At 72.4% G+C, this 11,602-nt stretch carries 11 protein-coding genes and 1 tRNA gene; 10 read left to right on the forward strand and 2 right to left on the reverse strand.

What is annotated here, in order from left to right; genetic code table 11:
- The first annotated feature begins 9 nt into the window (after positions 1-9).
- From odhB to J5Y10_RS04300, 7 genes are all read left to right on the forward strand, one after another.
- A complete protein-coding gene (gene odhB / locus J5Y10_RS04270) occupies positions 10-1,260 on the forward strand; it encodes a 2-oxoglutarate dehydrogenase complex dihydrolipoyllysine-residue succinyltransferase (RefSeq protein WP_209371026.1) in 1,251 nt (416 codons plus the stop codon).
- A 108-nt stretch (positions 1,261-1,368) separates the two neighbouring features.
- Positions 1,369-1,764: a GFA family protein gene (locus J5Y10_RS04275; protein ID WP_209371028.1), complete on the forward strand. Its 396-nt coding sequence runs from the start codon at positions 1,369-1,371 to the stop codon at positions 1,762-1,764.
- 232 nt (positions 1,765-1,996) lie between these two features.
- Positions 1,997-3,388, forward strand: coding sequence for a dihydrolipoyl dehydrogenase (lpdA, locus tag J5Y10_RS04280; protein WP_209371030.1), 1,392 nt, complete (start codon positions 1,997-1,999; stop codon positions 3,386-3,388).
- A gap of 66 nt (positions 3,389-3,454) precedes the next feature.
- Positions 3,455-3,757, forward strand: coding sequence for a PGPGW domain-containing protein (locus J5Y10_RS04285; protein WP_209371038.1), 303 nt, complete (start codon positions 3,455-3,457; stop codon positions 3,755-3,757).
- Positions 3,758-3,900: 143 nt separating this feature from the next.
- The gene (locus tag J5Y10_RS04290; RefSeq protein ID WP_209371039.1) at positions 3,901-4,617 is read left to right on the forward strand and encodes a calcium-binding protein; all 717 of its coding nucleotides are present in this window, start codon (positions 3,901-3,903) and stop codon (positions 4,615-4,617) included.
- Between the two features lie 136 nt (positions 4,618-4,753).
- Positions 4,754-5,236 (forward strand): winged helix-turn-helix transcriptional regulator, encoded by a 483-nt coding sequence (locus J5Y10_RS04295; RefSeq protein ID WP_209371047.1) that lies wholly within the window; start codon positions 4,754-4,756, stop codon positions 5,234-5,236.
- Positions 5,229-6,563 carry an MATE family efflux transporter gene (locus J5Y10_RS04300; RefSeq protein WP_209371049.1) on the forward strand — a complete coding sequence of 445 codons (1,335 nt, stop codon included), beginning with the start codon at positions 5,229-5,231 and terminating at the stop codon, positions 6,561-6,563. Before J5Y10_RS04295 ends, J5Y10_RS04300 begins: the two co-directional genes overlap by 8 nt.
- On the opposite strand, the gene J5Y10_RS04305 is transcribed toward J5Y10_RS04300, so the two are convergent.
- Entirely contained in the window at positions 6,560-7,027 is a 468-nt protein-coding gene (locus J5Y10_RS04305; protein WP_209371051.1) for a YybH family protein, read from the reverse strand. The two genes, J5Y10_RS04300 and J5Y10_RS04305, sit on opposite strands and share 4 nt — an antisense overlap.
- Before the next feature lie 121 nt (positions 7,028-7,148).
- On the opposite strand from J5Y10_RS04305, the gene J5Y10_RS04310 reads away from it, so the two are divergent.
- The 3 genes from J5Y10_RS04310 to J5Y10_RS04320 all read left to right on the forward strand — a co-directional run bounded on the left by J5Y10_RS04310 (position 7,149) and on the right by J5Y10_RS04320 (position 11,482).
- On the forward strand, positions 7,149-7,844 hold the full coding sequence (locus tag J5Y10_RS04310) for a TIGR02466 family protein (RefSeq protein ID WP_209371052.1): 696 nt from the start codon (positions 7,149-7,151) through the stop codon (positions 7,842-7,844).
- 82 nt (positions 7,845-7,926) lie between these two features.
- On the forward strand, positions 7,927-8,901 hold the full coding sequence (locus J5Y10_RS04315; protein WP_209371054.1) for an RluA family pseudouridine synthase: 975 nt from the start codon (positions 7,927-7,929) through the stop codon (positions 8,899-8,901).
- Positions 8,902-8,920: 19 nt separating this feature from the next.
- Entirely contained in the window at positions 8,921-11,482 is a 2,562-nt protein-coding gene (locus J5Y10_RS04320) for an AsmA family protein (RefSeq protein WP_209371063.1), read from the forward strand.
- Between the two features lie 25 nt (positions 11,483-11,507).
- Here J5Y10_RS04320 and J5Y10_RS04325 read toward each other — a convergent pair.
- A tRNA-Ile gene (locus J5Y10_RS04325) sits at positions 11,508-11,580 on the reverse strand.
- Between the last annotated feature and the right edge of the window lie 22 nt (positions 11,581-11,602).

Raw genomic sequence — 11,602 nt, forward strand, 5'->3', positions numbered from 1 at the left:
GGAAAACACATGACCGAGATCCTGGTGCCCACCCTGGGCGAGAGCGTTTCCACGGCGACCGTGGCCCGCTGGCTGAAGAAGGTGGGCGAGTCCGTTGCGGCCGACGAGCCGCTGGTCGAGCTGGAGACGGACAAGGTGACGGTGGAGGTGAACGCCCCCTCCGCCGGCACGATCGAGAGCATTTCCGCCGATGAGGGCGCGGAAGTCGAGGTCGGCGGCCTGCTCGGCACGCTCGGCGCCGGCACGGGGGCTGGCGCTGCCAAGCCCGCGGCCCCGGCCGCCGCCGCCCCGGCGAGCGCCCCGAAGGTCGAGGAGCCGCGCCCGGTGGCCGGCCCCGTCTCCCGCCCCGGCGGCGCCGAGCCCACGGCCGCCACCTCGGCCCATGCCCCGCTGCCCGCCGCCGCCAAAATGATGGCGGAGAAGGGTGTCTCCGCGGATCAGATCGGTGCCGGCTCCGCCAAGGATGGCCGGATCGCCAAGGGCGACGTGCTGGACTTCCTCGCCCGCCCGGCCGCACCGAGCGCGGCCCCCGCCGCCAAGGCCGCCCCGCGCGCGGCCGAGGCCGGCGAAGAGCGGGTGAAGATGACCCGCCTGCGCCTGACTATCGCGCGGCGCCTGAAGGAGGCGCAGAACACCGCCGCCATGCTCACCACCTTCAACGAGGTGGACATGGGCAACGCGATGGCGCTGCGCGCCGAGTACAAGGATGCCTTCGAGAAGAAGCACGGCGTGAAGCTCGGCTTCATGTCCTTCTTCGTGAAGGCCTGCGTCGCGGCACTGCAGGAGTTCCCGGCCGTCAACGCCGAGATCGCCGGGGACGAGATCGTCTACAAGCAGTTCGTGAACATGGGCATCGCGGTCGGCGGCCCCTCCGGCCTCGTCGTGCCCGTGCTGCGCAACGTGCAGGACATGTCCTTCGCGGATATCGAGAAGACGATCGGTGACTTCGGCAAGCGCGTGCGCGCCGGCCAGCTGAAGCTTGAGGAGATGGCGGGCGGCAGCTTCACCATCACCAATGGCGGCATCTACGGCAGCCTGATGTCCACCCCGATCCTGAACCCGCCCCAGTCCGGCATCCTCGGGATGCACGCGATCAAGGAGCGGGCGATGGTGGTGGGCGGCAAGATCGAGATCCGCCCGATGATGTACATCGCCCTGTCCTACGACCACCGGATCGTGGACGGGAAGGAGGCGGTGTCCTTCCTCGTGCGCGTGAAGGAGAGCGTGGAGGACGCGCGGCGCCTGCTGCTCGGCCTCTGATCCCTTTCACGGGTCGGAACGCTGCGGGCCGGAGGGGGAGACCCTTCCGGCCCGTTTCCGTTCCGGCCCCGTGCTAGGCTCCCTCCCGTCCCTGAGGGGAGGAGCGCGATGCTGACCGGCGGCTGCCATTGCGGGGCGATCCGCTACAGGATCATGGGCGAGGTGCTGCACCACGCCCTCTGCCATTGCCGGGACTGCCGGCGTCACGCCGGTGCCCCGATGGTGGGCTGGGCCATGTTGCCCGCCGAGGAGCTGGAGGTGACGGGCGAGCCCGTCGTCTACGCCTCCTCCGAGCACGGCCGGCGGCACTTCTGCGGCCGGTGCGGGACGGGCATCCTCTACGTGAACGAGGCGATGCTGCCGGGCCTGGTCGATATCCAGACCGGCACGCTGGACGATCCCGAGGCCCTGCCACCCGGCGCGCAGATCCAGTTGGCCGAGCGCCTGCGCTGGATGGCGCGGCTGGACGTCCTGCCGGGGTTCGAGCGGTATCCGCCGGGGTGAGCGGGGGAGGGACGTTCACCCTCCCGCTTCCCGGGATCGGGCCGCTGCGGGTCGATCCACCCATCCTTCTCGTTCCCATTGCCGCCACCGGCTCCCTCTGGCGGGGGGTGGGATAGCGGGCGATGCGGGCCCGGCAGGGCTGGCCAGCCGCATTTGCCCGGGGCCCCACCCTTCAATCCCGGGCCCCGGCCTGCTACCTGCCCCTGCGAAGATCATTGCAGGACCCCCAGCCATGGCCGACTCCTTCGACCTCATCGTGATCGGCGCCGGCCCCGGCGGCTATGTCTGTGCCATCCGCGCCGCGCAGCTCGGGCTGAAGGTGGCCTGCGTGGAGAAGCGGGAGACGCTGGGCGGCACGTGCCTCAACATCGGCTGCATTCCCTCCAAGGCGCTGCTCCAGTCGTCCGAGAACTTCGACGAGATCGCCCACAAGTTCGCCGACCACGGCATCACGGTGGAGGGCATCAAGCTCGATCTCGCCCGGATGCAGGCGCGCAAGGGCGAGGTGGTCTCGGCCAATGTGAAGGGGGTCGAGTTCCTCTTCCGCAAGAACAAGGTCACCTGGCTCAAGGGCGCGGGCAAGATCGTCTCGGCCGGCAAGGTCGAGGTAGCCGGCACGACCTACGAGACGAAAAACATCGTCATCGCTACGGGCAGCGAGAGCGTGCCGCTGCGCGGCGTCGAGGTGGATGAGAAGCAGGTCGTCACCTCCACCGGCGCGCTTGAGCTGCCGGCGGTGCCGAAGCACCTGGTGGTGATCGGCGCCGGCGTGATCGGGCTGGAGCTGGGCAGCGTGTGGCGCCGCCTGGGCGCCGAGGTAACGGTGATCGAGTTCCTCGACCGCATCCTGCCGGGCATGGACAACGAGGTTGCCAAGCAGTTCGAGCGCGTGCTGTCCAAGCAGGGCTTCAAGTTCCAGCTCGGCCACAAGGTGACCGGAGCGACCAAGTCCGAGACCGGCGTGACGCTGACCGTCGAGCCTGCCAAGGGCGGCGAGGCGCAGAGCATCCAGGCCGACGTGGTGCTGGTGGCCATCGGGCGCCGCCCCTATGTCGAGGGCCTGGGGCTGGACACGGCCGGCGTGGCGCTGGACGAGCGGGGCCGGGTGAAGACCGACCACCACTTCGCCACCAACGTTCCCGGCATCTACGCGATCGGCGACGTGATCGCCGGCCCGATGCTCGCCCACAAGGCCGAGGACGAGGGCGTGGCGATCGCCGAGATCCTGGCCGGCCAGCATGGCCACGTGAACTACGCGGCCATCCCCGGCGTCGTCTACACTTGGCCCGAGGTCGCCTCCGTGGGCGCCACGGAGGAGGAGCTGAAGGCCGCGGGCACCGCCTACAAGGTCGGCAAGTTCCCCTTCACCGCCAATGGCCGCGCCCGCGCCATGGGCGACACGGACGGCTTCGCCAAGATCCTGGCCGACAAGGCGACGGACCGCGTGCTCGGCGCCCATATCCTGGGCCCGGATGCCGGGGCGCTGATCGCGGAGATGGTGACGGCGGTGGAGTTCGGCGCCAGCGCCGAGGACGTGGCCCGCATCTGCCATGCCCACCCGACGCTGAGCGAGGCGGTGAAGGAAGCCGCCCTGGCCGTGGACGGCCGCGCGCTTCACATCTGAGACGGCGCTGCGTGCCCGATCTGATCCCGGCTTGATCGGGCGGGCGCGCGGGCCATCTGGCGGTGGATGGATGACAAAACCTCCACCTTCGTCACGCTGAACCCCCGGCCGGGCCGGAAGGCGCTGGGCTGGTTCTTCATTGTCCTCGGCGTGCTGGGCTGCGTCCTGCCCTTCCTGCAGGGCTTCCTGTTCCTCGCGCTCGGCGTTTTCGTGCTGCGCGACCAGCATCTCTGGGCCGCCAACCGTTGGGCCTGGGTGGCCGGGCGCTGGCCCGGCGTCGTCTCCAGGATCGAGTCGCTGGAAAGCTCGGTGAGCGAACGCGCGTCGGGATGGGGCCTGCGCCTCCGGCGGGCGATCGGGCGCGGCTGATTCCGCCCGCACCAGCCTGCCGACCGCCCGTTTCGTCCCGATTGATGGGACCGATCGCCATAATAGAGAGGACGGGCATTCCCTGATCGCCTGCTGCCCGGCATGGTTCCTTCATCGATCACGAAACGATCAGGAGGACCATGATGAGCCAGCACGCCAAGACCCCCATCGACCCCAAGACTCTCGAGACTGTGGTGGGCGGCGCCTACATCCGGGGCACCGAGGGTGCCGACAGCACGCAGGGCACCGCCGAGGCGGACCTGATCACGACCTATGGCGGCAACGACTACGTGCAGGGCGGCGCGGGGGACGACAACGTCCAGGCGGGCGCGGGCAATGACGCCGTGGTGGCCGGCGACGGCAACGACTACGTCAACGCCGATGCGGGCAACGACTACGTGGAGGGCAACGCCGGCAACGACGTGCTGTACGGCGGCGATGGCCAGGACGCGCTGGTCGGCGGCGCGGGCAACGACAACATCAATGGCGGGGCCGGAGTGGACTTCGTCGATGGCGGCGAGGGCAACGACACGCTGATGGGCAGCTCGGTTGCCGACCACGCCGCCGACTCCGCCTTTGGCGGTGCTGGGAACGACCTCTATGCCTGGTCGCCGGGCAGCGGGAACGACTACTTCGATGGCGGCCAGGGGCGCGACAGCGTGGCCGTCACCGGCATGAACATGGACCAGCTCCGCAGCGGCCTTCAGGTCTACGAGCCCGGCCTGCAGATGCACACGGGCAGCGACAACTCGATCAGCTTCACGAACGCCGCCGGCCAGCCCGCGACCTTCAGCGGCCAGCTCTCCATCGGCGGCGAGGTGCTGCGCTTCGACAACGTGGAGGGGATCCGCCTCTACTAAGCCTGCACGGGGTCCGGGAGGCACGCCGCGGCGTCGCGGCCGCGCCTCCCGCCACACCCGTCCTTAGGGCAGGGGCAGAAGGCTTGCATGTTGCAAACGAATCAGCTTGCATGATGCAAGCCGAATGGATGCCCCGATGCCCCGAACCGACTTCGCGACGATGCGCTGCCCCATCGCCCGGGCGATGGACGTGCTGGGGGAGCGCTGGGCCATCCTGGTGATGCGGGAGGCCTTCTACGGCACCACCCGCTTCGACGACTTCGCCCGCCACCTCGGCATCGCCACCAACATCCTCAGCACCCGGCTGAAGGACTTGGTGGAGCACGACCTGCTGGAGCGCGTGCCGGAGGGGGCACGCCATTCCTATCGCCTGACGGAGAAGGGCAGGGCCTTCTTCCCCGTCTTCCTCTCGCTGAAAGGCTGGGCGGACCGCTGGATGGCGGGCCCGGACGGCCAGGCCATGTGTCTGCTGGACCCGGTGACGGGCGAGGAGATCGCCTGCCCGCCGCCGCTGGACTCCGCCGGCCGGCCCGTGACCCCGGAGACCATCCGCCTCGTGCCCGGCCCCGCCGCCAGCGAGGCGATGCGCCGCCGCTTTCCGGAGGCGGCCCGTGGCTGAAACCCTCCTTGTCGCCCCGCCGCGCCCCTCCGCCGCGCGGCAGATTCTGGCGCTGGCCGCCCCCACCGCCCTCAGCGCCGTGCTCCAGGCCGTCGCCCAGATCGCCGAGACCTGGCTGGCGGCACGCCAGGGCACCGCGGCGCTCGCCGGCTGGTCCGTGGTGCTGCCCTTCTCGCTGCTGATGCAGATGATGTCCTCGGGCGCCATGGGGGGCGGCGTCTCCTCCGCCATCGCCCGCGCCCTCGGCGCCGGGCGGCGGGACGAGGCCTCGGCCCTCGTCCTGCACGCCGTCCTCATTGCCGTGCTGGCCGGGGCTGCTTTCGCGGTGCTGCTCGCCGGTTTCCCGCGCGCGCTCCTCGGCGCCATCGGCGGCACCGCGGCGGCGGAGGCCGCGGCGCCCTACGCCATCCTCCTCTTCGGCCTCGGCGCCGTGCCCGTATGGCTCGCCAATACCCTCGCCTCCGTCCTGCGCGGGGGCGGGCGGCACGCCCTGGCCGCGCGGGTGCTGGTGATCACCTGGGCGGCCTACCCGGTGCTTGCCTGGCTCCTTGCGGAGCCGGTGGGCATGGGCCTGCCGGGGATCGGTGCGGGGCTGGCCGCCGCTTTTGCCGGCTCAACCCTTGCCATGGGCTGGGTGGTGCTGCGGGGCGGGGCGGGGTTCCGGCCGGGGCTGCGGGTGCGGCCCTCCGGCGCGATGTTCTGGCGCATCCTCTCCGTGGGGCTCATCGCCTCGATCCTGGCGGGGGTGGCGAACCTCACCACCATCCTCGTCACCGCGCGCATCGCCTCCCACGGCCCCGTCGCGGTGGCGGCCTATGGAATCTCCGCCCGGCTGGAATTCCTGATGATCCCCATCGCCTTCGGCGTCGGCTCCGCCCTTACGGCTCTGGTGGGCCGCACCGTCGGCGCCGGGGACTGGCCGGGCGCGCGGCGCATCGCCTGGACGGGCGGGGGCATGGCCTTCGCCATCACCGGCCTTATCGGCCTGCTGGTGGCGGCCTCGCCGCGCATCTTTGCCGGCTTCTTCACCGCGGACCCGGCCGTCGTGGACCTCGCCGCCCGTGCCCTGTCCTACACCGGCTTCGCCTTCGGCGGCTTCGGCCTGGGCATGGCCCTCTACTTCGCCTCCCAGGGCGCCGGGCGGATGCGCTGGCCGCTGCTGGCGGGGCTGTCGCGGATCGGCGTCGCGGTGGGTGGGGGATGGCTGCTCGGCGATGTGCTGGGGATGGGGCTGGACGGCCAATTCCTGGCCGTGGCCCTCGGCATCACCGCCTATGGCCTTCTCACCGCCGCCGGGGTGCGGCCGGGGGTTTGGTCCCGGCCCTAGCTCCTCGGCGCCTTCTTCCCGTGGCTCACATCCGGCGTGCCGCGGAACAGGGACATGTGCGTGTGCGTCGCCACCCAGGGATCGCCCACCTTCTCCCGTGCCAGGGACACGGTGGTGCGGCCGGGCCGGTCGAAGGGCGTGCCATCCTCGCGGTAGCCGGTGGAATCCCAGACCGCCATGCCGGTGGCGTGCAGCCGGTCCGGGGAGACAACCGCCTGCACGTTGTCCAGCCGGTAGGTGAAGCCGTCGATGGTCGGCCAGACCTTGCGCCACTGGTTACCTTCCGTGTTGTCGCGGCCGACCAGGAAATCGCTGTAGGTGCCGAAGGCGATGAAGTCCTCGGCGAAGATCGCGCGGGCCGGCACGAAATCCACGGCCCGCACATGCTCGGACAGGATGCGGAACCAGTCCCGCACCGCGGCCAGGTCGTCCGGGTGCACGGGGGCGGTGGCCTTCACGGTCATCGGTCGGTCTTCATCCGGTGTCACGCGGGATTGAAGCCTGCCAGTCGCGCGGCGCAAGCCCCTTAACCCTTCGAAAGCCTTCGCGGGTCATCCTGCCGCCCTCGCCGCAGGATGCAGCACCATGGATCACGGATCGCCGGCCGGCCTTTCCCCGCTGGAACCCCTCAGCTTCAGCGCCACGGGCTTCCGGTTGAGGAATGTCTTTCCCACGCCCCTGCTGGTCGCCCCGGTGAACGGCGCGGCGGCGTTGAACGCCGGGCTGCGCGCCGCGATCCTCGCCCGCGCCGCGCGGGAGGGTGGCGTGACCCGCAGCAACGATGGCGGCTGGCAGTCGGCCGATGACTTCTGGTCCTGGTCCGGTCCCGCCGGCGCTGCCCTGCTGGATGGCGTGACGCGCTTGGCGAACCGGTTCACCGCCATCCGCACGCCGGACGGGGCGGCGCGGAAGGGCGTGATGACCTGGCGCAGTAACGCCTGGGCGAACGTGAACGGGGAGGGCCACGCCAACCACCCCCACCACCACCCCGGCGCCTACTGGTCCGGCGTCTACTGGGTGGATGCCGGCGATGAGGTGGCGCAGGACGGCCCGGGCCCTGGCGGCGAGTTCGAGATGCACGACCCCCGCGGCATCCTCCCCGGCTTCTCCGCCCCGCAGCTCCGCATGGCCATCCCCGGCTGCCTCAGCGCGGGGCTCACGGATTACGTCACGCCGCGGACCGGCACGGTGCTGCTCTTCCCGTCCTGGCTGGTCCACGGCGTGCGGCGCTATTCCGGCATCCGCCCACGCATCTCGGTGGCCTTCAACCTCTCGGCGTGAGCCTGGCCGAGGCGGTGGCCCGGGCGAAAGGGACCACTCCGGCCTCGACGCGCGCCGCCGCCGTCGCTACCTGCACCGCATCATGCCAGCCACCCTTGCCACCGTCGCGTCCGATGAGGCGGATCTCCGCCTCGACCGCTGGTTCCGCCGCCACCATCCCCAACTCACCCAGGGGGCGCTGCAGAAGATGCTGCGCACCGGGCAGATCAAGGTGGATGGCAAGCGGGCGGAGACGAACACCCGCCTCCTGCCTGGCCAGGAGATCCGCGTGCCGCCGATGCCGGACACCCCGGCCCCGATGCCGGACCGCCCCGCCGTGTCCGAGCGCGACGCGGCGATGCTGGAGCGGATGGTGATCTACCGCGACGATTCCGTGATCGCGCTGGACAAGCCCCATGGCCTGCCCGTGCAGGGCGGGCCGAACATCGCGCGCCACCTGGACGGCATGCTGGATGCGCTGCGCTTCGGGGCTGAGGATCGCCCCCGCCTCGTCCACCGGCTGGACCGGGACACCTCCGGCGTCCTTCTCCTCGCCCGCAGCCCCGGTGCGGCGGCGAAGCTGGCCGCCGCCTTCCGGGGCCGGGACGCGCAGAAGACATACTGGGCCCTGGTGGTCGGCCGCCCGCACCCGCTGGCCGGGCGCATCAACATGCCCCTGGCGAAACAGGGCGGCCCGCGCGGGGAGCGCATGGGACCGGCCGAGGAAGGGGAGGACGGTGCCCACGCCATCACCGACTTCCGCGTGGTGGACAATGCCCGCAAGCACGTCTCCTGGCTGGAGATGCAGCCGCATACCGGCCGCACCCACCAGCTCCGCGTCCACGCCGCCTCGGCGCTGAAGACCCCGATCCTGGGGGACGGTAAATACGGTGGCGCCGCAGCCCATCTGGAGGGGATGTCGGATCTCCTCCACCTCCACGCCCGCTCCATCGAGCTGCCGCACCCGGAGGGCGGCACCCTCTCCGTCTCCGCGCCGCTGCCGCCCCATATGAACGAGAGCTTCGAGTTCCTCGGCTTCGACCGGCCGCGCACCCCGCCCGCGCGCCGGACGCGCTGACAGTCCCGGGAAGGCACCCATGAGCGAATCCGCGCGATCCCGGCGCCGCTTGCGCCCCTGGCTCATCGGCCTCGGGGTGGTCGTGGTGGGCCTTCCCGTCGCCGGCTATGCCGCCCTCTGGGCCTTGGTCCGATCCGATGCCGCGCGCCCCCGGCTGGAGGCGGCGATAGAAGCCGCGACCGGTCGCCGCCTGACCCTGTCCGGGCCCGTCACCCTGCGCCCGGCGCTGGTGCCGACGATCGCGCTGGAGGGCCCGGTTTTCGCCAATGTCCCCGGCGGCTCCCGCCCGGAAATGCTGCGCGCTCGCCGGATCGAGGCCGAGGTCGCCCTCATTCCCCTCCTCTCGCGGGAGGTGAAGATCCGCCGCATCGCGCTGGTGGAGCCCGACCTGCTGCTGGAGATCGACGCCCAGGGGCGCGGGAACTGGCAGTTCAACCGCGCCCGCCCGGACGCGCCTGCCCCCGCGAACCCCATCCCCGCCGAGCCATCCCGCCCCTTCGGCATCGCCGTGGACGCCGTGACGATCGAGCGCGGCCGCATCACCTGGCGGGCGCCCGGCCAGGAGGAGGTGGTGGAGCTTCCCCGCCTGGTGCTCCGCGCCTCCGACAAGGCGATCCTCGCGGAAGGCCAGGCGATCGCGCGCGGGCTGACCGCGACGATCAACGGCGGCACCGGCCCACTCGCCGCCCTGCTGGCCGACCAGCCTGGGGAATGGCCCTTCCGCCTGGGCCTTTCCGTGCCGGGCATGAACGCGGAGGCGAATGGCGCCCTGACGCTGCCGTTCCAGCCCGCGGGATGGCGCGCCCGGCTGGCCGCCACCGCCGACAGCACGGCCCGCCTCGCCCCCCTCCTGCCGGGCACCGCCTTGCCGGAGGCGCGCAACCTCTCCCTCGTCGCGGAGGCGGATGGCGCCCGGGGCCTTTCCAGCCTTCACGCCTCGGTGGCGGAGGCGCAGGCCGCGGCCGGTGGCCGCGCCCTCGCCCTCGGGCCTGTCCAGCTGGACGCGGGCGCGCCGGAGGCGCCAATCACCCTCACCGGCACGCTGCGCCTGGGCGAGCTGCCGGTCACGCTGAACGCCACGGGCCCGACCCTGGCCGCCGCGCGGGGCGAGGGCGCCCTGCCGCTGGCCGTCCGCCTGGAGGCCGAGGGGCTGGCCGCCTCCGCCGAGGGCGCGCTCGCCCCGGGCCGGCAGATGGCGGGCACGGGCTGGGCCGTCTCCCTCCGCGCCGAGGACCTTCGCGCGCTCGGCACCCGGGCCGGCACCCCGAACCTGCCGCCGCTGCACGCGGCGAGCGCCACCTTCCGCCTGAACCTTTCCGCCGAGGGGGCCGATGTGCCGGACCTCGCCATCACCGCGCGGGAGGTGGCCGGGCGCGGCGCGCTGGCCTGGCGCCGGGCCGATCCTCTGCCGCGGCTGAACCTGCGCGTGTCCCTGAGCCGCCTCGACCTGGACGCGATCCGCGCCGCGCCAGCCCCTGCCGCCGCGCCCGCCACTCCGGCCCCCGCCGCACCGGTCCCTGCGCCACCAGCCCCCGCATCACCAGCCCCGGCCGCGCCCGCCCCGGCTGCCCGGGCGGACACGCGGGTCATCCCCGACCAGCCGATCGACCTCGCCGCCATCCGGGACGTGCCTTTTGCCCTGGACGCGGATGGCGACGTCGCCGTGCTGCGCCTGCATGGCGCGGACTGGCGGAACGTCTCCCTACGCGCCGTGCTGGACGGCAAGGCGCTGAGGGTGGAGCGCTTCGCCGCCGCCACCCCGGGCGGTCCCGTCAGCGGTGCGCTTACCGCCGAGGCCGGGGGCGCCGCGCCGCGCCTCTCCCTCGATCTCCGCAGCGGGGAGGGCGGGGTGGACCCGGCGCCGCTCCTCGCGGCTTTCGGCATCGCCTCGCCCGTTACGGGCAAGGGTGCGCTGGATATCTCCCTGCGCGGGGAGGGGGCGGGGACCCGTGCCCTGGCCGGAAGCCTCGCCGGCCATCTCGGCCTGGCGATGACGGGGGGGCGGATTGAGCCGCGCCTGCTCACCGGCGCCACCCAGGCCCTGCGCGGCATCGTGCCGGAGAATGCGGTGGGCGGCGCGGCGGAGATCCGCTGCCTCGCCCTGCGCTTCGACCTTGAGAAAGGCGTCGCCCAGTCCCGCGCCCTGCTGGTGCAGACCGGCGTGGCGAATATCGGCGGCGCCGGCGCCGCGAATCTCGGGGACGAGACCCTGGCCTTCCGCCTGCGCCCGGTGATCCGGGTGGGGGATGTTTCGCTCACCACTCCGCTCGGCATCACCGGCCGCTTCGGCAATCCGCGCTTCTCGGTGGACCCGAACGCGGCGACCGCGGCGGCGGTGGGCGTGCTGGGCGGGCTGGCGCAGCGGTCCCGCGATGGAGACACGGCGGCCGTCGGCGCGCTGGTGGAGGGGCTGCTGGGCGGCCGCAACGCCGCGCCGCCCGCGGCCGACTGTGCGGGGCAGCTGGCCCTGGCCCGCGGCGCGGCCCCGGCCGTGGGCACCCCGCCCGCCGCCCCGGCGGAGGATCACCGGGAACGGCGCCCGCAGATGCAGGACCTGCTGCGGGGCCTGCTGGGGCGCTAGGCGCGCGGCGGAAAGAAGTTCCGGATGGGCCGGGCAGGAATCGAACCCGCAACCAAGCCGTTATGAGCGGCCAGCTCTAACCGTTGAGCTACCGGCCCATCCAGGTGGCTCCTTAGAACA

Origin of the sequence: Roseomonas indoligenes (assembly GCF_017813365.1) — a bacterium.
GTDB lineage: Bacteria > Pseudomonadota > Alphaproteobacteria > Acetobacterales > Acetobacteraceae > Roseomonas > Roseomonas indoligenes.